General features: G+C 61.9%; 28 protein-coding genes and 1 tRNA gene. 20 read left to right on the forward strand and 9 right to left on the reverse strand.

The genetic code is table 11. The annotated features are described in order from the left end of the window. Positions 1-681 carry a cupin domain-containing protein gene (locus ACGYLO_RS21170; RefSeq protein WP_271687540.1) on the reverse strand — a complete coding sequence of 227 codons (681 nt, stop codon included), beginning with the start codon at positions 679-681 and terminating at the stop codon, positions 1-3. Between the two features lie 126 nt (positions 682-807). Between ACGYLO_RS21170 and ACGYLO_RS21175 the strand changes: the two genes are divergently transcribed. From ACGYLO_RS21175 to ACGYLO_RS21190, 4 genes are all read left to right on the forward strand, one after another. After that, complete coding sequence (locus ACGYLO_RS21175) at positions 808-1353, forward strand: TetR/AcrR family transcriptional regulator (protein ID WP_295037004.1); 546 nt, start codon at positions 808-810, stop codon at positions 1351-1353. 594 nt (positions 1354-1947) lie between these two features. Then, positions 1948-2163 (forward strand): hypothetical protein, encoded by a 216-nt coding sequence (locus ACGYLO_RS21180; protein ID WP_271687543.1) that lies wholly within the window; start codon positions 1948-1950, stop codon positions 2161-2163. Further along, positions 2160-2855 carry a hypothetical protein gene (locus ACGYLO_RS21185; protein ID WP_271687545.1) on the forward strand — a complete coding sequence of 232 codons (696 nt, stop codon included), beginning with the start codon at positions 2160-2162 and terminating at the stop codon, positions 2853-2855. Before ACGYLO_RS21180 ends, ACGYLO_RS21185 begins: the two co-directional genes overlap by 4 nt. After that, positions 2852-3898, forward strand: a complete 1047-nt coding sequence (locus tag ACGYLO_RS21190) for a tyrosine-type recombinase/integrase (RefSeq protein WP_271687547.1) — start codon at positions 2852-2854, stop codon at positions 3896-3898. Before ACGYLO_RS21185 ends, ACGYLO_RS21190 begins: the two co-directional genes overlap by 4 nt. A 147-nt stretch (positions 3899-4045) precedes the next feature. On the opposite strand, the gene ACGYLO_RS21195 is transcribed toward ACGYLO_RS21190, so the two are convergent. Beyond that, a tRNA-Leu gene (locus tag ACGYLO_RS21195) sits at positions 4046-4129 on the reverse strand. Positions 4130-4255: 126 nt separating this feature from the next. Between ACGYLO_RS21195 and ACGYLO_RS21200 the strand changes: the two genes are divergently transcribed. From ACGYLO_RS21200 to ACGYLO_RS21215, 4 genes are all read left to right on the forward strand, one after another. Beyond that, complete coding sequence (locus tag ACGYLO_RS21200) at positions 4256-4834, forward strand: YqaA family protein (RefSeq protein WP_209218107.1); 579 nt, start codon at positions 4256-4258, stop codon at positions 4832-4834. Further along, the gene (locus ACGYLO_RS21205; RefSeq protein ID WP_271687550.1) at positions 4831-5298 is read left to right on the forward strand and encodes a disulfide bond formation protein B; all 468 of its coding nucleotides are present in this window, start codon (positions 4831-4833) and stop codon (positions 5296-5298) included. Before ACGYLO_RS21200 ends, ACGYLO_RS21205 begins: the two co-directional genes overlap by 4 nt. Positions 5299-5430: 132 nt before the next feature. Beyond that, entirely contained in the window at positions 5431-6354 is a 924-nt protein-coding gene (gene rocF, locus ACGYLO_RS21210) for an arginase (protein WP_271687552.1), read from the forward strand. A 14-nt stretch (positions 6355-6368) separates the two neighbouring features. After that, entirely contained in the window at positions 6369-7418 is a 1050-nt protein-coding gene (locus ACGYLO_RS21215; RefSeq protein WP_276154305.1) for an ornithine cyclodeaminase, read from the forward strand. Positions 7419-7451: 33 nt separating this feature from the next. Here ACGYLO_RS21215 and ACGYLO_RS21220 read toward each other — a convergent pair whose 3' ends face one another. Together ACGYLO_RS21220 and dksA are read right to left on the reverse strand one after the other, a co-directional pair. Further along, positions 7452-8618, reverse strand: coding sequence for an FAD-dependent monooxygenase (locus tag ACGYLO_RS21220; protein WP_271687554.1), 1167 nt, complete (start codon positions 8616-8618; stop codon positions 7452-7454). Between the two features lie 59 nt (positions 8619-8677). After that, complete coding sequence (gene dksA / locus ACGYLO_RS21225) at positions 8678-9100, reverse strand: RNA polymerase-binding protein DksA (protein WP_067262021.1); 423 nt, start codon at positions 9098-9100, stop codon at positions 8678-8680. 169 nt (positions 9101-9269) lie between these two features. On the opposite strand from dksA, the gene ACGYLO_RS21230 reads away from it, so the two are divergent. From ACGYLO_RS21230 to ACGYLO_RS21255, 6 genes are all read left to right on the forward strand, one after another. Beyond that, positions 9270-10109 (forward strand): MoxR family ATPase, encoded by an 840-nt coding sequence (locus ACGYLO_RS21230; RefSeq protein ID WP_271687557.1) that lies wholly within the window; start codon positions 9270-9272, stop codon positions 10107-10109. A gap of 223 nt (positions 10110-10332) precedes the next feature. Beyond that, positions 10333-11703 carry a DUF2927 domain-containing protein gene (locus ACGYLO_RS21235; protein ID WP_271687558.1) on the forward strand — a complete coding sequence of 457 codons (1371 nt, stop codon included), beginning with the start codon at positions 10333-10335 and terminating at the stop codon, positions 11701-11703. A gap of 27 nt (positions 11704-11730) precedes the next feature. Then, a complete protein-coding gene (locus ACGYLO_RS21240) occupies positions 11731-11901 on the forward strand; it encodes an apolipoprotein acyltransferase (protein ID WP_067262001.1) in 171 nt (56 codons plus the stop codon). Beyond that, positions 11901-13088: a VWA domain-containing protein gene (locus ACGYLO_RS21245; protein ID WP_394377339.1), complete on the forward strand. Its 1188-nt coding sequence runs from the start codon at positions 11901-11903 to the stop codon at positions 13086-13088. The genes ACGYLO_RS21240 and ACGYLO_RS21245 overlap by 1 nt, the downstream gene beginning before the upstream one ends. Before the next feature lie 72 nt (positions 13089-13160). Next, entirely contained in the window at positions 13161-13592 is a 432-nt protein-coding gene (locus ACGYLO_RS21250; protein WP_271687561.1) for an OsmC family protein, read from the forward strand. A gap of 72 nt (positions 13593-13664) precedes the next feature. Further along, the gene (locus ACGYLO_RS21255) at positions 13665-14348 is read left to right on the forward strand and encodes a M48 family metalloprotease (RefSeq protein ID WP_271687562.1); all 684 of its coding nucleotides are present in this window, start codon (positions 13665-13667) and stop codon (positions 14346-14348) included. A 1-nt stretch (position 14349) separates the two neighbouring features. On the opposite strand, the gene ACGYLO_RS21260 is transcribed toward ACGYLO_RS21255, so the two are convergent. From ACGYLO_RS21260 to ACGYLO_RS21275, 4 genes are all read right to left on the reverse strand, one after another. Continuing rightward, positions 14350-14901 carry an RSP_2648 family PIN domain-containing protein gene (locus ACGYLO_RS21260; protein WP_271687564.1) on the reverse strand — a complete coding sequence of 184 codons (552 nt, stop codon included), beginning with the start codon at positions 14899-14901 and terminating at the stop codon, positions 14350-14352. Continuing rightward, positions 14901-16127 (reverse strand): RSP_2647 family RNA methyltransferase, encoded by a 1227-nt coding sequence (locus ACGYLO_RS21265; RefSeq protein WP_271687565.1) that lies wholly within the window; start codon positions 16125-16127, stop codon positions 14901-14903. The genes ACGYLO_RS21260 and ACGYLO_RS21265 overlap by 1 nt, the downstream gene beginning before the upstream one ends. Before the next feature lie 62 nt (positions 16128-16189). After that, positions 16190-16453, reverse strand: coding sequence for a hypothetical protein (locus ACGYLO_RS21270; RefSeq protein WP_271687567.1), 264 nt, complete (start codon positions 16451-16453; stop codon positions 16190-16192). Next, positions 16450-19251 (reverse strand): glutamine-synthetase adenylyltransferase, encoded by a 2802-nt coding sequence (locus ACGYLO_RS21275; RefSeq protein WP_394377340.1) that lies wholly within the window; start codon positions 19249-19251, stop codon positions 16450-16452. The genes ACGYLO_RS21270 and ACGYLO_RS21275 overlap by 4 nt, the downstream gene beginning before the upstream one ends. Positions 19252-19366: 115 nt before the next feature. On the opposite strand from ACGYLO_RS21275, the gene ACGYLO_RS21280 reads away from it, so the two are divergent. The 6 genes from ACGYLO_RS21280 to ilvN all read left to right on the forward strand — a co-directional run bounded on the left by ACGYLO_RS21280 (position 19367) and on the right by ilvN (position 24545). After that, positions 19367-19849: a YbaK/EbsC family protein gene (locus ACGYLO_RS21280; RefSeq protein WP_271687570.1), complete on the forward strand. Its 483-nt coding sequence runs from the start codon at positions 19367-19369 to the stop codon at positions 19847-19849. 124 nt (positions 19850-19973) lie between these two features. Continuing rightward, positions 19974-20381 (forward strand): DUF2852 domain-containing protein, encoded by a 408-nt coding sequence (locus ACGYLO_RS21285; RefSeq protein ID WP_209218085.1) that lies wholly within the window; start codon positions 19974-19976, stop codon positions 20379-20381. A gap of 59 nt (positions 20382-20440) precedes the next feature. After that, a complete protein-coding gene (locus tag ACGYLO_RS21290) occupies positions 20441-20878 on the forward strand; it encodes an RDD family protein (protein ID WP_271687571.1) in 438 nt (145 codons plus the stop codon). A 72-nt stretch (positions 20879-20950) separates the two neighbouring features. Further along, positions 20951-21769, forward strand: coding sequence for an arginyltransferase (locus tag ACGYLO_RS21295; RefSeq protein WP_271687573.1), 819 nt, complete (start codon positions 20951-20953; stop codon positions 21767-21769). Between the two features lie 389 nt (positions 21770-22158). After that, positions 22159-23913 (forward strand): acetolactate synthase 3 large subunit, encoded by a 1755-nt coding sequence (locus ACGYLO_RS21300; protein ID WP_067268663.1) that lies wholly within the window; start codon positions 22159-22161, stop codon positions 23911-23913. A gap of 71 nt (positions 23914-23984) precedes the next feature. Then, a complete protein-coding gene (gene ilvN, locus ACGYLO_RS21305) occupies positions 23985-24545 on the forward strand; it encodes an acetolactate synthase small subunit (protein WP_271687574.1) in 561 nt (186 codons plus the stop codon). 12 nt (positions 24546-24557) lie between these two features. Here ilvN and ACGYLO_RS21310 read toward each other — a convergent pair whose 3' ends face one another. Continuing rightward, complete coding sequence (locus ACGYLO_RS21310) at positions 24558-24917, reverse strand: hypothetical protein (protein ID WP_271687575.1); 360 nt, start codon at positions 24915-24917, stop codon at positions 24558-24560. Between the last annotated feature and the right edge of the window lie 143 nt (positions 24918-25060).

Raw genomic sequence — 25060 nt, forward strand, 5'->3', positions numbered from 1 at the left:
TCAACCTCCGGCATTGGGGGCTGTTGGCGTGTCCGCGAGATGGCCGGATTTGATCCAAAGCCGCGCCCCATCAGGACCGGAAACGGCGTTCAGCGGCATGTGGGGCGGCAGGCGCAGCCAGGAATTGACCCCGAAGACCTCATCGCCTTCGATAAAGCTGCCTTCGATCACAAGGGCTTCGAACCCGTTGTGGCCAGCCTGCGTCACTGCCACGTTGGGCTCCCAAAGCTCGATCCGCACCCGTTCCCGCACATCCTTGAACAGCGGGATTTCTGAAACACCCGCACGCACTGGCTGCGGGGGCTGGCTGGTGGTGTCTATGGTGATCTGCTGACGGTCATTCATGTCAAACTGCCACAGCTTGACGAAGATCGTCGCCCCCGATGCGGAGCTTGGGGTATGCGAAGACGTCGGCGGGTTGCGCACGTATGTACCAACCGGGAAGTCACCGTGTTCATCCTGAAAGACACCATCAAGCACAAGAAACTCTTCGCCGCCCGTATGGGTATGCGCCGAAAACGCGCTGCCCGGCGCATAGCGGACGATGGTCGTCGCCCGCGCGACTTCATCCCCGATCCGGTCCAGCATCCGGCGTTCCACGCCCTTCATCGGGGATGCAACCCACGGCTCCCTGTCCGAATGTACAACGGCACGTTCATCAAAATTTGCGTTCAGGTCCATGGTACATCCTTCCGGTCCAGCGCGAAGAGGCGCCACACAACTACCTATCAGTCGATAGGCTTTCAGTTAGATATTGCCCTCGCTACTGTCAACACCTATCTACCACATGATAGACAGGAGCCCCGCATGCCACCGACAATGAAAGACAAAATCCTCGACGCCGCTGAAAAGCGTGTCCGCGGCGCGGGTTTCTCAGCGATGAGCTTCCGTGACTTGGCAAGCGATGTAGGCATCAAAAGCGCAAGCGTTCACTATCACTTTCCGACCAAACCCGACCTGGGCGAAGCTTTGGTTGATCGCTACACCAGCCAGTTCAAAGAGGAACTTGAACAGATCGACACGGCCAGCTTGCAAACGGCGTTGGACAGCTACGTTGCGCTCTACTCTCAAGCGCTTGTCTTAGACGAAACCATCTGTCTTTGCGCAATTATGGGAGCAGAAGCGATCGGGCTTCCCAAGAATGTTAACCAGAAAACAAAGGCATTCTTCAAAATGAATAGAATGTGGCTGCTTGACCTGTTCCAACGCCATAGCGTTCAAAACCCCGAAGACACGTCCTGCCTCATCGTCGCGGCGCTGGAAGGCGGCATGATCGTTGCTTCATCCTCCGACGATCGTGCGATGTTCGACCAGATCGCCAAGGCCGCGATCCGAAGTATCGCCAGGATTTGACGGCTATATGGAGCGCTCTCGATTCCCGTTAGCTGCTATTGCGCATCGACAAACTGGATCGCCGCACTGAACGTCCTCTTCTTCGACTTTACACGATTAGTTTGCGTAAGCAGCGAATGACTGGAAACCGCCCAAACCCGAAGCTCATCGCGAGCTTAACTAAGATGGAGCACTCGCAGTGAACGTGTAGGAGGTCCGCCTAGCAAAACAACACGGTTTGCGGACACCGTCAGACTCTATGCGTGATCGTTTAATAGCGCACTCCAAGAACACCAATCTGTTAAACGATCAGATGTACTAAACGATCAGATGTACTGATCGTCGACACCAAAAGGATTCTCATCGCGCCGTGGGCTACGATGCTCGATAAGCCGGTTACTCCGATCCAGTGAAAATTTTTTTTACTCTTAACCTTGTTCATCCTTTCAGCGCGTCCTAAATTTCATGCATGCGCAGAAACTCGAACACCATTTCGATACGTAGGCCTCTTTTCGGAACCGGTTCGGGCACCCGCGGGTAGCTTCCAAATAAGAATGCACCACCTGAACTATTGGCCAGCCGCGTGTAGCGTTTCACGTTGGAAAGGTCACATCCATGGTTCAGTTAATCGCTCGCATTGTCGCCTATACCTTGAGATCTTTGGCGGAAGCATACTCATTTTATGAGGGGTGGAACTGTTTTGCTGGCAGGGGAACTGTGCATGACGCCGTCGGAGATATGTTCCTTCTCGTTATAGCCTACGGGTTTTCCAAAGCACTGATGCCTACCTTTGAGCACGTTGCTGATCATCTGATGGCGCTGTCGTCTTGAGCGAACAAGTCAACTCAATCTTCAGCACGGAGCCTTCGGCAAAGTCGCGCAATACCTCTCTTGATAAGGAGGTCTGCGCGAACGGTGATGGCCCCGGACGCGCCAGTGCGCTTGAAGTCTGGATACACGCGAGATCCGCTAGAGCCCGGGGCCCGTATCGGCAATGCGTTCTCGCATCAACGAAAATAAATGCCTCTGAGTTTGCAAAAAAGTATTTCCGGTTAATTTTTTACTTCACCACTTTCGACCATTTCCCGAACCAATATCCTGGCTTTTTTGCCAATAATCCCGCTTTTCAACGGAAAGACCTTCGAAGAAGCCGACAAAAATACGATCCTGTGGCTCTGATATCAACGCAGACCACGGAGTCGAACCAAAGTGCTAATCGCCCGTATCTCAAACGCTGTAGGAGCGCACAAGGCGACATTACGCCTGAAGTGCGTACACTCGCAGCCGGTGCCTGGAGTATGGGCACAATGAGGTCGGCGAAACGCACCGAAAAATTGGTCGTGAAGGAAAATACGGCGGCGGCTATGTTCGACATGACCACAACCGAATTTCGCGAGCTTGTCGCGCAAGGCGCGCTCCCCGGCCCGGTGAAGATTGGGAACTTAAAACGCTGGCGTGTCGACCTTCTGCACACCGTATTTGACGCAGAGGCCGCGCGTCCAGAAGAAGAGTTTACCCTTTGAAACCTGCAAAACCCCGCGTGACCAAACCACGCTTGAACTGGAAGTGGAACGCGCGACGCGAGACGTGGGATCCGTATCATCGCGTGGTCTGGCGCGATGGCGAAAAACAGAAATCTCGAGAAATTAAGCTCGACTGGGGCGGCGACTTCAAAAAGCTGGATGAGCTGTACTGGAAAGCTCAAGGCGGAAAATTGGATCAGCAGGCCAGGCCGCAGAATTACACTTGGCGTGAATGCATCGAGGCATGGCGCAGTGACCTAACACACGGAGCTGGAAAGGTTGCAGCAAGCACGGCTAAAAGCTACCGCGCGCCGATGGACCGGATCATGGAAAAGAACGGCAGCATGGACATGCGTAAGACCGAGCGCAAAATGGTGAAGGCGGCGCTCACTCAGATGCAGGACACTCCACGCAAAGCCTCTCGGTTCGGTCAGACCATCAGCTTGCTCTGGAACTACGCTCTCCGGGAACTTGATTGGCCGCTTGGCCGGAACCCGGCCGCAGGCTTTGGCAAACATAAACCTAGCAAACAATACAAGCCTTGGCCAAAGTGGATGGTTGCAGCTCTTTCCGATGCACCAGAGCGCGTCCGGGTTGCAGCCTCTCTGATCATCGGGACCGGCCAACGACCAGGTGCCGCGATCGCAATGCGTTGGGACCAGTTTCAAGGGGAATGGATGACGGTAGTCGACGACAAGGCAGATGAGGAACTAGAAGTCTATTGCCCGCAATCACTACAAGCTGCGCTGGAGGCCTTTGAAAGAAATGGTGAGCACGTCCTTTCTAAAAACCTACGCGAACCCTTAGGATATAACTCGGTCGAGAAAACTTTACGCGCGTGGCGGGGGTCACTCGGTAGACGGGCCTCACCTTACGTGCTCCATGGTCTACGCAAACTCGCCATTGTCGAGCTTGCCGAAGCCGGAACGAGCGATGCTGAGATCCAAGCGGTCACAGGTCAAAGTGCTGAGATGGTCGCATACTATCGGAAGGATGCCAGCAGAAAGAAGCTCAGCCGCACTCCCCAAGAAAGGCGTGGATGAACGGCTCTGGAACAACCGAGTGTGAGTCATTTGTGTGAGTCATTTGTGTGCGTCATTTGTGTGAGTCACGTCGTCAGAACCTAAAAACACAAGTCATCATAAAACAAAATACCTGATTTTCCGTAAGAAAATCAGGTATTTGCATATTGGTACCCAAGGCCGGACTCGAACCGGCACGCCTCGCGGCGGGGGATTTTGAATCCCCTGCGTCTACCATTCCGCCACTTGGGCACGTAGGGCGATGTAGCCTGCAAAAGCGGCAGGAGCAAGTGGATTTTCACCCGTGCTGCGCGCCCAGTTGCTTGACCTTGGACGCGCGACATGGTGAGGCATTCAAAACAGCCGGAGCCCCCGATAATGATCCGCCGCCTTTATGACTGGACCCTGGGCCTGGCCCAACACCGCCATGCCCTTTGGGCGCTTGCCGTTGTCGCTTTTGTCGAAAGCTCCTTCTTTCCGATCCCCCCTGACATCCTGATGATCCCGATGATCATCGCGCGGCCAAATCGCGCTTGGCTGATCGCCGGGGTGGCGCTGCTCGCGTCGGTCTTGGGCGGGCTTTTGGGCTATGCCATCGGCGCGCTGGCCTTTGAGAACCTCGGCCAGCCGATCCTTGCAAGTCTGGGCAAGACCGATGCGATGGCGGAATTCTCGACCCGGTTCAATGACATGGGCTTTTGGGCGGTGCTGGTCGCCGGGGTCACCCCCTTCCCTTACAAGGTCATCACCATCATGTCGGGCTGGACGGGTATGCCGCTTGGCACCTTTATCATGACCTCAATCCTCGCCCGCGGGCTGCGGTTCTTTGTCGTGGCGGGGCTGCTGTGGCGCTTTGGCGCACCGATCCGAGACTTCATTGAACGACGCTTGGGTTTGATGTTCACATTGGCAGTCGCCCTGCTGATCGGCGGCTTCATGGTGGTGAAGGTACTATGACGGGTAAGACATTGACTTTGCTCGCGACGCTCGGTTCGGCCGCGCTGTTGCTGGGGGCTTTCGGGTTTCAACATCTGGGCGGCTACGCGCCCTGTCAGATGTGCCTTTGGCAGCGCTGGCCCCATGCAGCGGCGGTGCTGATCGGGGCAATCGTGCTGCTCGGCGGGCCGCGCGTGCTGGCCTGGCTCGGCGCCATGGCGGCGGCGGTGACCGCACTGATCGGCATCTTTCATGCCGGTGTGGAATGGGGCTGGTGGCCCGGGCCAAGTTCCTGCACCGGCGGCGGCATGGATTTGGGCAGCCTCGATGGCGGGTCGCTCCTGTCGACCGAAGGCCCGAGCGGCTTGGTCATGTGCGATGAGATCGTCTGGCAGTTTCTGGGCCTGTCGATGGCCGGGTGGAACGCGATTTTCTCTTTCATCTTGATCGGCCTTTGGGTCGCCGCCGCGCGGAAGGCGGCCTGAAGAACGAGAACCGGACAAACTGGACAGATGACCTTCCAGTTTGTCAAAAACACCCCCGAAACGGACAGTTTGACGGCTTGTCGTTCGACAGATGCGCGGATTATCTGAGATCAAACATCTCAGGAGTCCCCCATGTCGAACCAACAGAACTGTATTTTGCTGGGCGTTCCGCTGGACAGCGGCAAACGCCGTCGCGGCTGCCTGATGGGGCCGGACGCTTACCGCACCGCCGGGCTGGAGCGCGCGCTGCGCGACCTCGGCCATAGCGTGACCGACCGCGGCAACGTGGCCCCCGCCCCTTTCCACCCCAAAGAGCATGAGAAGCTGCACGCGCTGGAAGAGACCATCGCCTGGACCGAGAGCCTCGCCGCCGCCGCCGATGCGGCGATGGACGACGGGCTGCCGATCTTCATGGGCGGCGACCACGCGCTGGCGCTTGGCACAGTACTGGGCGCGATGCGCCATGCCGAGAAGGCAGGCCGCCCGCTTTTCGTGCTTTGGCTCGATGCGCATACGGATTTCCACACGCCGCAGACCAGCGACAGCGGCAACCTGCATGGCACCCCTCTGGGCTATGTCACCGGGCGCGAAGGCTTCGATGGCTTTCCGAAGATCGACACCCCCCTGCCCCATGATAATATCGCCATGATCGGGTTGCGCTCGGTCGATGCCGCCGAACGCGCGGCGCTGCAGGAGACCACGGTCACCTACGTCGACATGCGCGAGATTGACGAAAGTGGCATCGCCAAGCCCTTGCAACGCTTCCTCGACAAGGTCGCGGCGGCGGGCGGCATGCTGCACGTCTCATTGGATGTCGACTTCCTCGACCCTTCCGTCGCGCCCGCCGTGGGCACCACCGTGCCGGGCGGCGCCACCGTGCGCGAGGGCCATCTGGTGATGGAGATGCTCTCGGACAGCGGGCTGATGACCTCGCTCGATCTGGTGGAGCTGAACCCCTTCCTCGATGAACGCGGGCGCACCGCACAGCTGATGGTCGACCTCACCGCCTCGGCCTTTGGCCGCCGCGTCTTTGACCGCCCCACACGCGCATATTGATTGGAGACCCCAAGATGACCAACCTCAAACCCTCCGACAAGGCGCTGGTGCCTTTCGTTTCCGTCGACCAGATGATGAAGCTGATCCACCATGTCGGCGTCGAAGAGATGCTGCGCGGGCTGGCGGACTATATCGAAGCCGATTTCAAACGTTGGGAGCTTTTCGACAAGACACCCCGCGTGGCGAGCCATTCCGAGAAGGGCGTGATCGAGTTGATGCCGACCTCTGACGGCGATGTTTACGGTTTCAAATACGTCAACGGCCACCCCGACAACACCAAGACCGGCTTCCAGACCGTCACCGCATTTGGCCTTCTGGCCAATGTGGCCAACGGCTACCCGGTGCTGCTGACCGAGATGACGATCCTCACCGCCCTGCGCACGGCGGCGACCTCGGCGGTGGTGGCGCGGCTGCTGGCACCCAAGGGCAGCCGGGTCATGGCGATGATCGGCAACGGCGCGCAGTCCGAGTTCCAGAGCCTCGCCATGAAGGCGATCTGCGGCGTGGATGAGGTGCGGCTTTACGACATCGACCGCGCGGCGACCGCCAAATGCGCGCGCAATCTGGCGGGCTCGGGGCTGAAGGTCGTGGAATGCGACAGTGCCGAGGAGGCGATCATGGGCGCGCAGATCATCACGACCTGCACCGCGGACAAGCAATATGCCACGATCCTGACCGACAATATGGTCGGCTCCGGCGTGCATATCAACGCGATCGGCGGCGACTGTCCGGGCAAGACGGAACTGGCGCCCGCGATCCTTCACCGCTCGGGCATCTTCGTGGAATACCCCGAGCAGACCCGCATCGAGGGCGAGATCCAGCAGCTTGAGCCTGACCACCCGGTGACCGAAATCTGGCAGGTACTGACCGGTCAGGCCGAGGGGCGCCGCGACCAGCAGCAGATCACGCTGTTTGATTCCGTGGGCTTCGCGATCGAGGATTTCTCGGCCCTGCGCTATGTGCGCGACCAGATCGCCGAGACGGGCCTCTTCCAGCCGCTCGACCTGCTGGCCGACCCGGATGATCCGCGCGACCTGTTTGGCATGCTGCAACGCGCGGGTTGAGTGTTTGGGGCCGCCGTTCCTCCGCGGCGGCCTCTACCCTTTCGTCACGTCATGGGCATAGAGCCAATCGAAGGCCCGCAGCATCGTGCCGGGGGCCAGCGTTGAGGCGATGCGCAGCCCGGTATGGGCCGCAAAGCGGATCGGACCAGAGCGCAGGTGATAGCGGGTGGCGTTGCCTTCGGAGGTTTTCACGATGCGCCGCGCCCGGTCGATACGCGCGGACTGATAGGCGGTGAGCGCCGCGTCGCGCGGATAGCGGGTCAGGCAATCGGCCAAAACCCATGCATCCTCCAACGCCATATTGGCGCCCTGCGCCAGAAAGGGCAGTGTCGGATGGGCCGCGTCGCCCAAAAGCGCGACACCCTCTGCCTGCCAATTGGCGGCAACGGGGTGGTGGTGCAGCCCCCAGAGGGTCACGTCCTGCACCATCTCCAGCATCTGCGCGGCCTCACCGCCGAAGCCGGCAAAGGCGCGGCGCGGGTTGGCGGGGTCATCGCTGTGGTGCCAGCCTTCGGCGGCCCAATCGTCACGCTCTTCCACGGCCACGAGGTTGACCATGTGACCGTCGCGCAGCGGATAGCTGACCAGATGCTTCCCCGGCCCCATGGTGACCCGCGCCTCGGGGGGATGATTAACCACGTTGGGAATAAGCGCGCGCCATGCCACCTGCCCCGAGAACCGCGCCTGATCCGCCCCATTCAACTGTATCCGCCCGACCGAGTGGATGCCATCGGCGGCCACCACCAGTTCCGCCCGCCGTCGCCCGCCGCGTGCCATCTGCACCTGCGGCAGCGCACCGGGATGGATGGAGGCGACCTGCGCATCGGTCTCGAAACTAACATTGGCCCGTTGTGCGGCCTCGCGCAGAAGGTCGATCAGATCGGCACGGTGGAGGAAATAATAACGCTGGTCCTCCGGGAGGCGGGTCAGATCCAGCCGCGCCACTTGGCCGCCCTTGGCATAGTCGCAAAGCCGTACCGCCTGCCCGCGCACCGCACCGCGTGCCGCCAACCCACGCTCAAGCCCCAACCCGCGCAGCACGGCGAGGCCATTGGGGCTGATCTGAAGCCCGGCACCGATCTCGGAAAAGCGGGCGGCCTGTTCCAGCAGGGTCACGGCGACACCACGCCGCGCCAGCGCTGTGGCCAGCGCCAGCCCGCCGATCCCGCCGCCCACGACAATCGCATTGGAAGGTTTCATTCGCGCCCCAACCACAAACGCCGAAGCATTTGCCCCGGCGTGTGGTGTTTCAGGTGATGTCAGTCGTCGCGGTGGACTTTCTCGCGCCGCTCGTGACGCTCTTGCGCCTCAAGGGTCATGGTGGCGATGGGCCGCGCGTCCAGCCGTTTGAGCGAGATCGGATCGCCGGTGACCATGCAGTAACCGAACTCTCCCTCGTCGATCCGCCGCAGCGCCGCGTCGATCTTGCCGACCAGTTTACGCGCCCGATCCCGGGTGCGCAGCTCCAAGGCGCGGTCGGTCTCTTCCGAAGCGCGGTCGGTCACGTCCGGGATGTTCCGGGTGCCGTCTTGTAGTGTCTCGATCGTGTCGCGGCTGCCTGCCAACAGTTCCGCTTTCCAGTTGATCAGCTTGCGACGAAAGTACTCAAGCTGACGGTCATTCATGAATGGCTCGTCCTCGGCCGGACGATAGTCGTCCGGCAGGAAGATTTCCTGCTTCATTTGTTTTTCCCCGGCGTTTTTCAATTCAGACATTAAAAAGGCCTGTCTCCCGACATCGTCCCCTGCCGCAGCGTCTATCTGAGCGGGTAACAATTGTCACTACACAATCCCTTTGATTTTTGGTTAAAGGCCAAGGATCAAGCGCCCGTCACACGAGGTTGAAAACAAGATGAAATTCCAAGGCACCAAAGACTACGTCGCCACCGAGGACCTGAAAATTGCCGTCAATGCGGCGGTGACGCTGGAGCGGCCATTGCTGGTGAAGGGCGAGCCGGGCACCGGCAAGACCGAGTTGGCGCGGCAGGTCAGCGACGCTTTGGGCCTGCGCATGATCGAATGGAACATCAAATCGACCACCCGCGCACAGCAGGGCCTGTACGAGTATGACGCCGTGAACCGTCTGCGCGACAGCCAGTTGGGTGATGAGCGCGTGCATGACGTCAAGAACTACATCCGCAAGGGCAAGCTCTGGCAGGCTTTCGAAGCGGATGAGAAGGTCGTGCTTTTGATTGACGAGATCGACAAGGCCGACATCGAGTTCCCCAACGACCTGTTGCAGGAACTCGATAAGATGGAATTCTTCGTCTATGAGACGGGCGAGACGATCCGCGCGCGTCAGCGCCCCATTGTCATCATCACCTCGAACAATGAAAAGGAACTGCCCGACGCCTTCCTGCGTCGCTGCTTCTTTCATTACATCCAATTCCCCGACATGGAGACACTGAAACAGATCGTCGAAGTGCACCATCCGGGCATCAAACAGCAGCTGCTGACCACCGCGCTAACGCAATTCTACGAGATCCGCGAGCAGCAGGGGCTGAAGAAGAAGCCCTCAACCTCCGAAGTGCTGGACTGGCTGAAACTGCTGCTGGCCGAGGATATGGACGCCGAAGATCTGACCAAGGACGGCCCCAACGCTTTGCCCAAACTGCATGGCGCGCTGCTGAAGAACGAGCAGGACGTGCATCTGTTCGAGCGGTTGGCCTTCATGGCGCGTCGCCAGCGGTAGAGCGGCAACACAAATGCGACTTTACGTCAAAAGCGGGTATTTTCCTCGCTTTTGATTTTTCCCCTGCCTAGGCTGAGGTCAATCACGGGCGCAAAGACCCGGGTTGAAACGACCGATGGGGCAGGCAGATGCAAGGACAATCAGCAACCGCGCCACGCGCATATTGGGATAGACCAGCCCACGCAGGGAAGCAGAGAGGCCCCCACGCATGAGGCCCCGGCGCATGAGGCGCAGCGTGAAGGCGCGGCTGATCCTGCCGCTGATGCTGCTGCTGAACGCCTGCGTGCCCGCCTCGCATTCCGAGGTGGCAACCCGCGCGGTCATCGCCGACAGCACCCTGCCCCCGATGAAGCAGTTCACCCAAGCCCGCCCCGCTCAGCCGCATGTGTCGAATGCCGCGCTGGCGGAGGATTTCCTCGACCTGTCCTTCCGGATGGAAAGTGGCCGCGCCCTGCCCGTTCTGACCCGTTTCGAGGGGCCGATCACCCTGCGCGTGCTGGGCCAGCCGCCCGCCACGTTGGGGCCGGACCTTGCGCGTCTGCTGGCCCGTCTGCGCCGCGAGGCCGGGATCGAACTGCGTGAGGTCACGGGCGGAGAGGCCGGCATCACCATTCAAGCGGTGAACCGCAGCCAAATCCGCCGGCTCTTGCCGCAGGCGGCCTGTTTCGTGGTGCCAAACGTCAGCACGCTTGAGGAATACCGCCGCGCGCGCCGCTCGCCCGCCACCGATTGGACCCGCCTGACCGAGCGGCGCAAGCTAGCGATCTTCCTGCCCAATGATGTGAGCCCGCAAGAAAGCCGCGACTGTCTGCATGAGGAACTGGCCCAAGCGCTTGGGCCGCTGAACGATCTCTACCGCCTGCCGGATTCGGTCTTTAACGACGACAATGTGCATACGGTACTGACCGGTTTCGACATGCTGGTGCTGCGCATCTACTATGACCCCGCGCTGCGCTCGGGCATGAGCCGCGAAGAGGTCGCCGCCCGTCTGCCGGGCATTCTGGCCCGGGTGAACCCCGCAGGCGGCACCGTCGCCCCCCGCCCCGCCCGCGCCACGCCGCAGGTCTGGAGCCGCGCGATCCAGACCGCCCTCGGCCGCGACGTGAGCCGCAATGCCCGGCTGAACGCCGCCCGCGATGCGCTGCGCATCGCCGAGACGCAGGGCTGGCAGGACAACCGCCACGCCTTTTCGCATTACGCCATGGGCCGGGTCATCCAGATGTCCGAACCCGCCGCCGCACAGGCGCATTACCAAACCGCCAACGCCCTCTATGCCCGCACCCCCGGCACCACGCTGCACCGCGCCTATGTCGCCACCCAGCGGGCAGGCTATGCGGTGACCATCGGCGACGGCGCAGGCGCGCTGGCCCTGATCGCGCCGCATCTGCCCGTGGCCGAAGCCAGCGAAAACGCCGCCCTTCTGGCCACGCTCATGCTGCTCAAAGCCGAAGCGCTAGAGATCGAAGGCCGCGGCATTGAGGCGCGCCGCGTCAGGCTGGACAGCATCGGCTGGGCGCGATACGGCTTTGGCCCTGACTGGGCCGTGCGGGCCAAGCTGCGCGAGATCGCAAGCCTCAACCCGCGCAATGGATAGGCCCGCGAAACAAACGGGCAATAGGTTATGATAGCACTCGGATTGGCATTGATCGGCGCGATTATCGGCGGGCTGACCGCGCGCAAACGCGGCGGCAACCGCAAGGACATCGCGCAATATGCCGCGGGCTATGGCATGGCCTTTCTCATCGTCGGCATGATCGCCACGGTTCTGCTGGACCGCGCATTGAGCGTCTGATGTTTCTGCCCTTCTTCGATCAGCTGCGCCGCCACAATGTCCCGGTCTCCCTGCGGGAGTTTCTGGCCTTTCTCGAAGGCATGAAAGCGGGGCTTGCGACCTATGACGTGGAGGCGTTTTACTACCTCGCCCGCGTGTCGATGGTCAAAGATGAGCGCAACATCGACAAGTTCGACCGCGCTTTCGCCGCCGCTTTTAAAGGGTTGGAGAAGATCAGCCTCGACGATGTGCTCGATGCCGTGGACCTGCCCGAAGACTGGCTGCGCAAGATGGCCGAAAAGCACCTCACGCCTGAGGAAAAGGCCGAGATCGAAGCCATGGGCGGTTTCGACAAGCTGATGGAGACGCTGAAAAAGCGGCTGGAAGAGCAGAAGGGCCGGCATCAGGGTGGCTCCAAATGGGTCGGCACGGCGGGCACCTCGCCCTTCGGTGCCTATGGCTACAACCCCGAGGGCGTGCGGATCGGTCAGAAGGAAAGCCGCCACCAACGCGCGGTCAAAGTCTGGGACAAACGCGAGTTTCGCAACCTCGACGACAATGTCGAGATCGGCACACGCAACATCAAACTGGCGCTGAAACGCCTGCGCCGTTGGGCGCGCGATGGCGCGGCAGAGGAGTTTGACCTCAACGGTACGATCCGCGCCACGGCGGAACATGGCTATCTCGACGTCAAGACCCGCCCCGAGCGGCGCAATGCGGTGAAAGTGCTGCTGTTTCTCGACATCGGCGGTTCGATGGATCCGCATGTGAAAGTGGTCGAAGAACTCTTCAGCGCCGCAAAGGGCGAGTTTAAACATCTCGAACATTTCTACTTCCACAACTGCCTCTACGAAGGCGTGTGGCGCGACAACCGCCGCCGCTGGGACGCGCAGATCCCCACCCATGAGGTGCTGTGCAGCTATGGCTCTGACTACAAATGCATTTTCGTGGGCGACGCCAGCATGTCACCCTATGAGATCGCCTATCCGGGCGGCGCGAATGAACATTGGAACGCCGAGGCCGGGGCGACTTGGCTGGCACGCGCACGCGACCAATGGCCGAACCACCTGTGGATCAACCCCGTCCCCGAACGCCAGTGGGGCTACACCCAATCCATCGCCATGATCCAAGAGATTTTCGGCGCTGAGGCCATGGTGCCCATGACGCTCGAAGGGTTGAGCCGTGGGATCAAGACCATGACGCGCTAACCCCCTTCCTTGACAGCCTGCCGCGCCGCGCCACTTCAGGGGGCGAAGGCAAGCAATGTGGAAGGAAATAGAATGTCCCCGATCATCAAATCCGGCAGCGCGAAATGGGAAGGCTCGCTCAAAGAGGGCAATGGCCATGTCTCGACCGAAAGCGGCGTGCTGTCCGACCAGCCCTATGGTTTCAACACCCGTTTCGAGGGCAAGCAAGGCACCAACCCCGAAGAGCTGATCGGTGCGGCCCATGCCTCCTGCTTTTCGATGGCCCTGTCGATGATCCTTGGCCAAAGCGACCTGACGCCTGACAGCATCGAGACCAAGGCCGAGGTGCATCTCGAAGAGAAAGACGGCGGCTTTCATGTGCCGAAAGTGCATCTGACGGTCGAGGCCAGCATCCCCGGCGCGTCGCAGGAAGACTTCGATGAGGCGGCCAAAACCGCCAAGGAGAACTGCCCGATCTCCAAACTGCTGACGGCTGAGATCACGATGGACGCGAAACTCGTCTGATCGCCAAGAATACGACCGGGGCGCAGGCCATGGCCGCTTGCCCCCGGTCCCCCCGCTCCCCATATTGGGCGCATGATCCGCGTTATCCCCATCCTCCTCGCCATCCTCTATGCGCTGGCGATGTACCGTTTCTCGGCTTGGCGCACGGCGCGGGAGTTGGATGCGAAATCGACGCCGCTGGTTGATCCGAAGTTGAACGAGATCAGCAACCGCATGGCCCGCGCGCTCGACCTGCCGCGCATCAAGGTGCATCTTTATGAGATCGAACCCGTAAACGGGCTGGCGGCCCCCGATGGACGGATTTTCATCACCCGCGGCTTCTATAACAAGTTCCGCCAAGGTGCTGTAACGGCTGAAGAATTGGCAAGCGTTATCGCCCATGAATTGGGCCATGTCGCCCTTGGCCATTCGCGCCGCCGGATGATTGATTTCTCGGGTCAGAACGCCCTGCGCACGGCCCTTGCGATGGTGCTGGGGCGGCTCATTCCCGGCATCGGCGTCTGGATCGCCAGCGGGCTGACCAGCCTGCTGGCCGCGCGGCTGTCGCGTAACGATGAATATGAGGCCGACGCCTATGCCGCCGCCCTGCTCACCAAGGCCGGGATCGGCATTGGCCCGCAAATCTCCTTGTTTGAAAAGCTCGACGCGCTCAGCCAATCTGGCGGCAACCGTCCGCCTGCGTGGTTGCTGAGCCACCCCAAGACGGAAGAGCGGATCGACAAACTGCGCCAGATGCAGGTGCGGTGGGACGGTTGACCTAGCCCAAAGCCTTTGCCAACCTCGGCAACCGCGCCTTTTTCAGCAGGGCACGCATTTCCCATGGCTCACCGGAAAGCCGCCGCGCCTCTTGCAAGACGGCCTCTGCCACGGGGGCGACCATCTCAGGCGTCGCCTGCCAGATGCCATGCAGATAGCTGTCAGGATCGGCGCGGCTCAGCCCCTCTTCGGCGAGGATTTGACGGGGAAAGTCCTTGGCATTCAGCGTCAGGATCATATCGGCGCTGTTGGCCACGGCAACGGCCAACACATGGATGTCATTCTCATCCGGCAGCCAAAGCCGCGCTTGCAGACCGGGGGAAGCCTCGCGCTCGGCCTCCGGCCATTTGCCGCGCAACAGCGCAATCTCGGCCCGTGCCTGCGCTTCGCCCGCGGGGCCAAGCTTGACCGCCGCGCGGGCCCATTCCTCCAAGATACGCGCCGACCAGATCGGCTCGAACGCGCCCCGCGCCGCCACGCCGAGCACCATCTCGCGCATCACCGTGGGGTAAAGCACGCAGGTGTCGATCAGCACGCGGGGGCGCGTTTCCATCACAGGCGGAAGAACAGCGATTTGAGGTAGCCGCTTTCCGCAAGCTGCGGCAGTTGCGGGTGGTCCGCCCCGGCGAAACCGGTGTGCAGTAGCATGGCGCGGCGTCCGGCCCGACCGATGCCGCGCACCGAAGCCGTGCGGAACTGGTTCAGGTCAGCGGCATGAGAGCAGGAGCAAAGCCCCAGAATGCCGTTCTCCGCCACCAGTTGCGCCGAGAGCCGCGCGACGCGTTCATAGGCACGAAGCCCTGCGTCGACCGCTTGGCGCGAGGGGGCAAAGGCGGGCGGGTCGCAGATCACCACGTCGAAAGTCTCGCCCTCGTCCCGCAGGGCGGTGAGCACCTCGAAAGCATCCCCTTGGCGGGTGGCGAAACGGTCCTGCATGCCCATCGCCGTCGCCCCGGCCTCGGCCAGTTCCAGCGCGGGGGCGGAGCCGTCCACCGCCAGCGCCGAGGATGCGCCGCCCGCAAGTGCTGCGAGGGAGAAGCCGCCAACGTGGGAGAAGACATCGAGCACCCGCCCGCCATTCCGCGCGAGATTGGCGGCAAAGGCGTGGTTCGGGCGTTGGTCATAGAACAGGCCGGTTTTCTGCCCGCCGGTGAGGTCGGCCATATAGGTCGCGCCATTCATCGGCACCGGCAGCGGCCCCTCGGGCGTTTCGCCTGCCAACGTGGCCGAGGCATCGTCGAGCCCTTCGAGCTTGCGGGTCCGGCCTGAGGCGTTTTTCAGCACGTTGTGCACGCCCGTCACCGATTGCAGCGCGGCGACGAGCGGCTCAATCAGCGCGTCTGCCCAAGCGGCATTGGGTTGGATCACGCAGGTATCGCCGAAACGGTCGATGATGACACCCGGCAGGCCATCGGCCTCGGCATGGATCAGGCGGTAGTAGGGCTGATCGTAAAGCTGCCTGCGCAGTTGAAGGGCGCGACTGAGGCGCGCTTCGAACCAGGCCTGATCGATCTGCGCCTCGGCGTCTTGGTCGATCATCCGGGCGATGATCTTGGAATTCGGATTGACCGCGACCAGCCCCATGGGCTTGCGCTCGGCATCCTCCAGCAGCGCCAGCGTGCCGGGGGCGAGCCCGCGCGTGCGGCGGTCGGTGACCAATTCATTGGCGTAGACCCAAGGAAAGCCGTGGCGGATGGCGCGGGCGTTGGCCTTGGGCAATAGGCGCACCACGGGACGTGTGGCAGGCTGCGGGGCGGAGGGGGTTTGGGGCGTTGTCATAGCGCCCCTCGTACTGCGTTCGCGCGGCTGGGGAAAGAGGTTTCGCAAGCCCCCATTGGCAGTCAGTTGCGCGCCCTGCCCCGCCAGCCGCCCCGACGGCGCGGGGTGGTCAGCGTCGTCTTCCCCTCGCGCAGCACTTGGGTCATCGGGTGATCGGCGGCGGCGCGGTGCCGTTCCAGCAATCGGGTGATGGCGGCGGCGCTGTCGTGTCCGTCCGGCAAGCTCAGGGCCCAATCAAGGAAGATGCTGCGGCATTCGGCGGGGCCGATCCCCTCCATCCGGTAGGATTCGCGGATCAGGCCCTTTGGGTCATCGGGATCGCTCATGCGCCCTCCCGCCCCGGCATTGGCAGCGCTGCGTTGATGATCTGCGCGGCGCTGTTGTAGTCGGTCTGCATCTTGCGTTCCAAGGCAGAGAGGTCGTCACATTCCAGCACCCGGCAGAGGAAGCTCGCCCCCGCCTGCCCCATCGCCCCTGCCTCGATCGGATTGGCCGAGAGCAGCCGCGCGGCGCAGTTCAGGGTCCAAGCGTCGGTATAGGCGGCGGAGAGGGTCGCCTCCCCTTCGGTGTCGATCACCCCTTCGTCGCGCGCGGCGGCAAGGCCCGCGTCGATCTCACGCGCGCCAGTGCCGCCGATGAGCGCCCCCGCCTGCGCGAAGAGTTCGATATCCTGCAGCCGGCCCGCGCCGGTCTTGGCGTCGAGCGCGCCTGCGGGGCTGCGGGCGGCGGCGATGCGGCGGCGCATATCGGCCACCTCTCCCAGCACCTTGTCACGCGGGGCGGCACGGCTGAGGATGTCTTTGCACAGCGCGTCAACATCGCGGCCCAGATCCTCTGCCCCCGCGATCACCCGGGCGCGGGTGAGGGCCAGATGCTCCCACACCCATGCTTGTTCTTTCTGATAGCTCTCGAAACTGGCAAGGCTGGTCGCCACCGGCCCCTGATTGCCCGAAGGGCGCAGGCGCATGTCGATGTCGTAAAGTTTGCCTTGGGCCATCGGCGCGGTCATCGCGGTAATCATCGCTTGGGTCAGCCGCGCATAATAGCTGCGTGTGGCGAGGGGTTTGGGGCCATCGGAACTCTCCACCCCATCGGCGTCATAGATCACCAGCATATCGAGGTCCGAAGTCGGCGTGAGCCGCCCGGCCCCGAGCGAGCCCATGCCAAGGATCACCGCCCCGCGCCCCGGCGGCGGGCCATGGCGGGTGGCGAATTGATCGACGACCACGGGCCAAAGCGCCTGCAAGACGGCTTGGGCAAGCTCGGCATATTGGCGCCCGGCGGTGGCCGCGTCGATCAGCCCGCGCAGCAGATGCACGCCGATCCGAAAATGCCATTCGCGTGCCCAACGGCGGGTGCCGTCAAGGCGCAATTCATAATCCGCCTCCCCCGCAAGGTGCTGCTCCAGCATCTCGGTCAGCTTGGTCTGCCCCGGCCAGTCCGAGAAGAAATCGCCGCCGATCACCGCATCGAAAACGCCGGAGTTGCGCGACAGATGCGTGGCAAGCGCGGGCGATGTGGCGACGATATCCACCAAGAGATCGCCCAGTTGCGGATTGGCCCGCAAAAGGGAGAACAGCTGCACCCCGGCGGGCAGCCCCGCGAGAAAACCGTCAAAGGCCAAAAGCCCCTCATCCGGTTTCGCCGATTGCGCCAGACGGTCCAGCAGAAGCGGTTTGAGCCGCCCGAAGATATCCGCCCCCCGCTCCGAGCGCAGCGCGGGATAGCTGGGCCAGCGGTCTAGCACCGAAGTGTCGAATTGATGCGCCGGGCGCGCGGCTTCGGGCTCTTCCCTTGTGGCTGCGAAAAAGCTCTCGATCAGGTCGTGCACGGCTTGAAGTCGCTCATGAAGATCGGACTGTAAGTCTTTGACATCCATATCCATCATGGCGGCCAGCCGGTCGAAATCGGCATCGTTTCGGGGCAGCGTGTGGGTCTGGGCGTCTTGCACCATCTGCAATCGGTGCTCGACCGTGCGATGCGCGCGGTAGTGATCACCAAGCGTCTCGGCCACCTCCTCGGGCACCCAGCCCTTTTCGGCCAGCACGCGCAATCCCGCCAGCGTGCCACGGGGCCGCAGGTCCGCATCGCGGCCCCCGGCGATGAGCTGCCGGGTCTGGGTGAAGAACTCGATCTCACGGATGCCGCCCCGGCCCAGTTTCATGTCATGGTCCGGCAGGGTGATTGGGCCGCCCAAGCCCTTGTGCTCACGGATCGCCAGCCGCATGTCATGGGCGTCTTGGATGGCAGCGAAATCCAAGTGGCGACGCCAGACGAAAGGGCGCAAAGATTGCAAAAACGCCTCGCCTGCCGCGATGTCGCCCACTGCGGGACGGGCCTTGATATAGGCCGCGCGCTCCCATGTGCGGCCAAGGCTTTCGTAATAGCGCTCCGCCGCCTCCATCGCGATGCAGACGGGGGTGACCGCCGGGTCGGGGCGCAGGCGCAGATCCGTGCGGAAGACATAGCCTTGGGCCGTATTCTCGCTCAGCGTGGCAGACATGGCGCGCGTGGCTTTGACGAAGGCGCTGCGGGCGGCGTGGAAATCATCGGGCGCGAAACGGCTTTCGTCGAAAAGGCAGATCAGGTCGATGTCGGAGGAATAGTTCAACTCCCCCGCGCCCATCTTGCCCATGGCAAAGACGACCATGCCCGCGCAATCGGAAAGATCGTCCATCGTCATCCCCGGCAGCTTGCCGCGTTTGATCTGTGCCGCCAGCCCCGCCCGCAGGGCCGCGCCGCAGGCGGCATCGGCGTATTCGGTCAGCGCACCTGTCACCTCCTCCAGCGACCATGCCCCGCCCAGATCGGCCAGCGCGGTCAGCAACGCCATACGCCGCTTGCCCTGCCGCAGCCCATCGGCAAACCGGTCGGGGGCCAGTTCCGCCGCTGCCGCGCAATTATCGGCCAGAGCGGCTTCGGGATTGGCCACCGCCGCGCTCAGCCAACCCGCCTCTTTCTCCAAAAGCGCCATCAGATAGGGCGCGGTCGAGGCCGCAGCCGAGATCATTTCGCGCAACTCCGGCGCGAGATCGGGCAGCAGCGCCGCCGCATCCTGCGCACGTTCGCAGTGGTAGACGCGGGGGGAACGGGTGATCCGGGCGGCGAGAGATGGGTCTGTCATGGGGCCAGCTTTGCGGGCTGATCCAAGCGGCGTCAATGGGGGTTGCGACAGGGCACGGGCTTGCTACGACTTTGGCGCGCGCCCCAAGGGGGCACGATGCGACAAGGGGCAGAGAATGAGCAAGAGTTTGAAACGCGTGCGTGCCACGCTGGAGGCCGCGGGGGTGACGCCGGAAATCCGCGAGACGGCTTTGGCGCGGACGGCGGTGGATGCGGCCACGGCGCTTGATTGCGCGGTCGACCAGATCGCGAAATCAATCGTTCTGCGCGGCGAAGACAGCGCGGCGGCGCTGCTGTTCATCACCGCGGGCGCGCAGCAGGTCGATCTGGAACAGGCCGCGGCGCTGGCCGGGGAGCCTTTGGGCAAAGCCGATGCCGCGCTGATCCGGGCACAGACCGGCTTTGCCATCGGCGGCGTCGCGCCTTTGGGGCATATCACGCCGCCGCGCGCTTGGTTTGACCGCAATCTGCTGCAATTCCCGCTGGTCTGGGCCGCTGCGGGCACGCCGCATCACGTTTTCTGCCTTGAACCCCAGAAGATGGCGCAGCTTTCGGGCGCGCAAGTCGCTGATTTCACTGTCGCTTCCCAAATAATGTAAAAAACATTCACATAGCCCCTTGCGAAACGGGTTCGTCATTCCGATCTATTCAATGTGAAAGACATTCACATTATCCGAAACGCCCGGGCCGGCGACAGGCCCGTCACGACCGAAAGGCTCAACAATGACGACAGTGACCACCGACCCGACCTATTCCCCCCGCCCCAGTTGGCTGGCCCGGACGGAAGCCTGGATGGACGCACGCGGCAAAGGCGCATGGATCGCCGCCATGGTGCTCGGCTTCATCTTCTTCTGGCCCCTCGGCCTCGCCCTTCTTGCCTATATGACTTGGAGCAAACGCATGTTCTCTTCGAAATCCTGCAGCCGCAAATCCAGCCGCGCGATGATGTCGCGCAGCACCGGCAACCGCGCCTTTGACGCCTATAAGGCCGACACGCTGCGCCGTTTGGAGGAAGAGCAGCACAACTTCGAAGCCTTCCTTGAGCGTCTGCGCGAGGCCAAGGACAAGGCCGAGTTCGACCAGTTCATGGACGAGCGTGCCAAGCGGGACGAAACGGCCACAAACGCCTGATCGCACCCTGACCCCCACCCCCCGGCCCGCGCGCCGGGGGGCCATTCGCAGGACAAGACATGACCCAGACCCCCGACCCCGATCTGCACCCGCAATTCTATGACGGCATCGCTGGCAAGCGGCTGCTGGCTTGGGTCATCGATGTGACCCTTGTCCTGCTCTTTTGCGTGCTGATCCTGCCCTTCACGGCCTTTACGGGGCTGTTCTTTTTCCCCTTTCTGACGCTGGTGGTGGGCTTTGCCTACCGGGTGGCCACGCTGACCGGCGGCTCGGCCACATGGGGGATGCGCCTGATGGCGATGGAGCTGCGCGACCACCGCGACCGACCCTTCGATTTCATGACCGCGCTTTTGCATACCATCGGCTATTCGCTGTCGATGACGGTCACGGTCATTCAGGTCGTCTCGGCCGTTCTCATCTGCACCACGGCCCGCCGTCAAAGCCTTACGGACATGGCGCTTGGCACCGTGCCGGTGAACCGGCGGCTCAGCCGCTAGGGGCGGACGCAAATTTGCCCTTGGCGGCGCGGGGGGTGGTTGATAGCATCCCCCGATAAATGCTGGAAGCCCATGCGACATACACTGCCTTTGACACCACAATTCTATGTCACAGCGCCGCAACCCTGCCCCTATCTGGAGGGCCGGATGGAGCGCAAGCTGTTCACCGCCCTTCAGGGCGATAATGCCGCTCGCCTGAATGACAGCCTGTCGAGCCAAGGCTTCCGCCGCTCGCAAAATGTTCTGTACCGCCCCTCCTGCGCCGATTGCGCCGCTTGTCTTTCCGCGCGGATCGACGTGGCGGCCTTTCGCCCCAGCAAAAGCCAGCGCCGCATCCTGAAGCGCAACGCGGGGCTGGAACGCCGCGCGACATCGCCTTGGGCCACGGAAGAGCAATATGACCTTTTCCGCAGCTACCTCGACAGCCGCCATGCGGATGGGGGCATGGCGGATATGGACGTGTTCGAATTCGCTGCCATGATCGAGGAAACGCCGATCCGCAGCCGGGTGATTGAGTATACCGACCCTGAGGCCGACAATGCCCTCGTTGGCGTCTGCCTGACCGATGTGCTGGGCGACGGGGTGAGCATGGTCTATTCCTTCTACACCCCCGACCGGCCCCGCAACGGGCTGGGCAATTACATTATCCTCGACCATATCGAAATCGCCCGCGCGGCGGGGCTGCCTTATGTCTATCTTGGCTATTGGGTGCCCGGCAGCCAGAAGATGGGATATAAGGCCAAATTCTCGGGGCTTGAGGTCTATATGGGGGGCCAGTGGCAAAAGATGCGCGATCCTGAGGGTTTCGTGCCCGACCAGCATCCGCTCAGCAACGATCCCATCGCCGAACAGGTGGCCAATATCACCCTGCCGGATGTGACCCCACGCTGAGGAAACCAATTGATTTTGGCACTATTACCGGGCGGCCCCTTGGGCTGCCCGTTTTGTTTTGTGTGATACCGCGCCGGAAATGCAGGAAAGTACGCTATGCCGATCAAATCTTTCCGAAAATAACGCAGATGGTACGCGTTGCGAAATAAACCTACAAACAATCCCGCCCGACGCACAAGTTTTTCGCCATTTCGCTGTTGACGCCCCTCTTTCCCCCTCCTAATCTCACGCCACGCTTAGAGGACCCTTAAGATGACCGACCTAGTCATTATTGTAAGACACACGCGCATGGGCCGGTAACGGTAGACCATAATCCTTCCCATGCGCCCCCGTCAGACCGGGGGTTTTTTTATGCCAATCGCAATAACCTGCCTTACGGAGCACCCAAGATGAAACGCCAGATGACCGGAGCGAAAATGATCGTCCAAGCCCTGATTGACCAGGGTGTGGACACCGTCTTTGGATATCCCGGTGGCGCGGTGCTACCGATCTATGACGAGGTCTTTCAGCAGAATTCGATCAAACACGTTCTGGTGCGCCATGAGCAAGGGGCGGTGCACGCCGCCGAAGGCTATGCCCGTTCCACTGGCAAACCGGGCGTGGTGCTGGTGACCTCCGGCCCCGGTGCCACGAATGCGGTCACGGGCCTTACGGATGCGCTGCTCGACTCGATTCCGCTGGTGGTGCTGACCGGTCAGGTGCCGACCTTCATGATCGGCTCCGACGCCTTTCAAGAGGCCGACACCGTGGGCATCACCCGCCCCTGCACCAAGCACAATTGGCTGGTGAAAGAGACCGATACCCTTGGCGCCACTCTGCACGAGGCCTTCCATGTCGCCACCCATGGCCGCCCCGGCCCGGTGCTGATCGACATCCCCAAGGACGTGCAATTCGCCACCGGCCACTACGAGTCCCCCAAACCCTCGACCTCGCGCTATCAGCCTCAGGTTAAGGGCGACATGGCCGAGATCACCGAACTGGTCGCGGCGATGGAGACGGCGAAGCGTCCGATTTTCTACACCGGCGGCGGGGTCATCAACTCCGGCCCGGCGGCGAGCCAGTTGCTGCGCGAATTGGTTGATGCCACTGGCTTTCCCATCACCTCCACCCTGATGGGCCTCGGCGCCTACCCGGCGTCGGGTGACAAATGGCTTGGGATGCTCGGGATGCACGGGCTTTACGAGGCCAATATGGCGATGCATGATTGTGATCTGATGATCAACATTGGCGCGCGGTTCGACGACCGGATCACCGGTGTTATTGACAGTTTCAGCCCAAAATCCACCAAGGCGCATATCGACATCGACCCCTCGTCGATCAACAAGGTGATCCGCATCGACATTCCGATCGTCGGTGATGTGGCCCATGTGCTCGAAGACCTGCTGAAGGTCTGGAAATCGCGCGGCCGCAAGACCAATAGCGAGGCGGTGGCGAAATGGTGGCAGCAGATCGAAGAATGGCGCAGCATCGATTGCCTCAAGTTCAACCAATCCGGCAAGGTGATCAAACCCCAGCACGCGCTGGCGCGGCTCGAAGCGCTGACCAAGGATCACGACCGCTATATCACCACCGAAGTAGGCCAACACCAGATGTGGGCCGCGCAATACCTCGGCTTTGAGGAGCCGAACCGCTGGATGACCTCGGGCGGCCTTGGCACCATGGGCTATGGTTTCCCCGCCTCCATCGGCGTGCAGATGGCGCATCCGGAGGCGCTGGTGATCAACGTGGCGGGCGAAGCCTCGTGGCTGATGAACATGCAAGAGATGGGCACGGCGATGCAATTCGGCCTGCCGGTGAAACAGTTCATCCTCAACAACGAGCGGCTCGGCATGGTGCGCCAGTGGCAGGAACTGCTGCACGGTGAGCGCTATTCGCAAAGCTGGTCCGAAGCCCTGCCCGATTTCGTCAAACTGGCCGAAGCCTTTGGCGCCAAGGGGATTATCTGCTCGGACCCCGATGACCTTGATGATGCGATCATGGAGATGATCAACCACGACGGGCCAGTGATCTTTGACTGTCTGGTCGAGAAGCATGAGAACTGCTTCCCCATGATCCCAAGCGGCAAGGCGCATAACGAGATGCTGTTGCCCGGCGATCATGAGACCCAGGGCGTGATCGACGCAAAAGGCTCGGTGTTGGTGTAACCCGTTTTCTTTAAAAGAAAACGTCCCGGAAATTTTTCGAATTTCCGGCGAAGATGAAGAAGGACGAAGACATGGCTGCCCTAAAAATCAAAAAAGGTGCGACCTCGCATTCCGCCTATAACCTACGGCCCAACTTCTCGGATGTGGTTGAAAAACACACGCTGGCCGTGCTGGTCGAGAACGAGCCCGGCGCGCTGGCGCGGGTGATCGGCCTGTTCTCGGGCCGGGGGTATAACATCGACAGTCTGACCGTGGCCGAGGTGGACCATACCGGGCATCTGTCGCGTATCACCATCGTCACCAGCGGCACCCCGCAGGTGATCGAGCAGATCAAGGCGCAGGTCGGTCGCATCGTGCCGGTGCATGAGGTGCATGACCTCACCGTCGAAGGGCCGAGCGTGGAACGGGAACTGGCGATTTTCAAAGTCGTCGGCAAGGGCGAGCAACGGGTCGAAGCGCTGCGGCTGGCAGATATCTTCCGCGCCAATGTGGTCGACAGCACGCTCGAAAGCTTTGTTTTCGAGATCACCGGCGCGCCCGACAAGATCGACGCTTTCGCCGAGTTGATGCGCCCGCTGGGGCTGGCCGATGTCGCCCGCACCGGCGTGGCCGCCCTCGCCCGTGGTGTCTGACACGCGGGGCGTTTAGGCTTTCAGCTGGGCCGCGCGGAATTGGCGCGGTCCGGGCTTGGCGGTAAAGGGTATGATCTGGGCGCCATGCTGGCGCTTTCCCTCTGCCTCCGGCTCTGCCGCTAAGGGGCTATCGTGACGCAGCGCCTCGGGCAGATGCGAAGCCGCTTTCTCCTGAACCAGCCGGGGGTTGTCCGCGATACGCAGCTTGCGATGCACTGAGACGTCGAACTGCACCATATCGCCCGTGTCAAACCCCGCCCCCTGCCCGACACGGATCGCCGGCTCTTCGTAATAGGCAAGATCGCCTTGATCTTCGCACCAGAAAACCGCTTTTCCGGCGCTATTATCGCTCCACAGAACTACACCAATCATAGTACACCCCGCTTTCGATGTTTGTTCTCCATTCTGCGACAATCGAAAGAGGTGAAACATAGGTTAAAATGCAACGTGCGCTTGCATTTTGTGTCGGTTCCAGTAGGGTCAGCTACAATTCGGCGTCAGCTTTGACGCGCCTT

The sequence above is a fragment of the Sulfitobacter sp. 1A13353 genome (genome assembly GCF_043557255.1).
Classification (GTDB): Bacteria; Pseudomonadota; Alphaproteobacteria; order Rhodobacterales; family Rhodobacteraceae; genus Sulfitobacter; species Sulfitobacter faviae.

Coding starts and splice junctions, on each gene's coding strand:
- ACGYLO_RS21260 (WP_271687564.1), bottom strand. CDS start 14,901: ATGGAAACGCGCCCCCGCGTGCTGATCGACACCTGCGTGCTTTACCCC.
- ACGYLO_RS21255 (WP_271687562.1), top strand. CDS start 13,665: ATGATCCGCGTTATCCCCATCCTCCTCGCCATCCTCTATGCGCTGGCG.
- ACGYLO_RS21240 (WP_067262001.1), top strand. CDS start 11,731: ATGATAGCACTCGGATTGGCATTGATCGGCGCGATTATCGGCGGGCTG.
- rocF (WP_271687552.1), top strand. CDS start 5,431: ATGTCGAACCAACAGAACTGTATTTTGCTGGGCGTTCCGCTGGACAGC.
- ACGYLO_RS21250 (WP_271687561.1), top strand. CDS start 13,161: ATGTCCCCGATCATCAAATCCGGCAGCGCGAAATGGGAAGGCTCGCTC.
- ACGYLO_RS21235 (WP_271687558.1), top strand. CDS start 10,333: ATGAGGCGCAGCGTGAAGGCGCGGCTGATCCTGCCGCTGATGCTGCTG.
- ACGYLO_RS21280 (WP_271687570.1), top strand. CDS start 19,367: ATGAGCAAGAGTTTGAAACGCGTGCGTGCCACGCTGGAGGCCGCGGGG.
- ilvN (WP_271687574.1), top strand. CDS start 23,985: ATGGCTGCCCTAAAAATCAAAAAAGGTGCGACCTCGCATTCCGCCTAT.
- ACGYLO_RS21245 (WP_394377339.1), top strand. CDS start 11,901: ATGTTTCTGCCCTTCTTCGATCAGCTGCGCCGCCACAATGTCCCGGTC.
- ACGYLO_RS21265 (WP_271687565.1), bottom strand. CDS start 16,127: ATGACAACGCCCCAAACCCCCTCCGCCCCGCAGCCTGCCACACGTCCC.
- ACGYLO_RS21290 (WP_271687571.1), top strand. CDS start 20,441: ATGACCCAGACCCCCGACCCCGATCTGCACCCGCAATTCTATGACGGC.
- ACGYLO_RS21220 (WP_271687554.1), bottom strand. CDS start 8,618: ATGAAACCTTCCAATGCGATTGTCGTGGGCGGCGGGATCGGCGGGCTG.
- ACGYLO_RS21170 (WP_271687540.1), bottom strand. CDS start 681: ATGGACCTGAACGCAAATTTTGATGAACGTGCCGTTGTACATTCGGAC.
- ACGYLO_RS21310 (WP_271687575.1), bottom strand. CDS start 24,917: ATGATTGGTGTAGTTCTGTGGAGCGATAATAGCGCCGGAAAAGCGGTT.
- ACGYLO_RS21215 (WP_276154305.1), top strand. CDS start 6,369: ATGACCAACCTCAAACCCTCCGACAAGGCGCTGGTGCCTTTCGTTTCC.
- ACGYLO_RS21200 (WP_209218107.1), top strand. CDS start 4,256: ATGATCCGCCGCCTTTATGACTGGACCCTGGGCCTGGCCCAACACCGC.
- ACGYLO_RS21295 (WP_271687573.1), top strand. CDS start 20,951: ATGCGACATACACTGCCTTTGACACCACAATTCTATGTCACAGCGCCG.
- ACGYLO_RS21230 (WP_271687557.1), top strand. CDS start 9,270: ATGAAATTCCAAGGCACCAAAGACTACGTCGCCACCGAGGACCTGAAA.
- ACGYLO_RS21205 (WP_271687550.1), top strand. CDS start 4,831: ATGACGGGTAAGACATTGACTTTGCTCGCGACGCTCGGTTCGGCCGCG.
- ACGYLO_RS21285 (WP_209218085.1), top strand. CDS start 19,974: ATGACGACAGTGACCACCGACCCGACCTATTCCCCCCGCCCCAGTTGG.
- ACGYLO_RS21300 (WP_067268663.1), top strand. CDS start 22,159: ATGAAACGCCAGATGACCGGAGCGAAAATGATCGTCCAAGCCCTGATT.
- ACGYLO_RS21180 (WP_271687543.1), top strand. CDS start 1,948: ATGGTTCAGTTAATCGCTCGCATTGTCGCCTATACCTTGAGATCTTTG.
- ACGYLO_RS21275 (WP_394377340.1), bottom strand. CDS start 19,251: ATGACAGACCCATCTCTCGCCGCCCGGATCACCCGTTCCCCCCGCGTC.
- ACGYLO_RS21270 (WP_271687567.1), bottom strand. CDS start 16,453: ATGAGCGATCCCGATGACCCAAAGGGCCTGATCCGCGAATCCTACCGG.
- ACGYLO_RS21175 (WP_295037004.1), top strand. CDS start 808: ATGCCACCGACAATGAAAGACAAAATCCTCGACGCCGCTGAAAAGCGT.
- dksA (WP_067262021.1), bottom strand. CDS start 9,100: ATGAAGCAGGAAATCTTCCTGCCGGACGACTATCGTCCGGCCGAGGAC.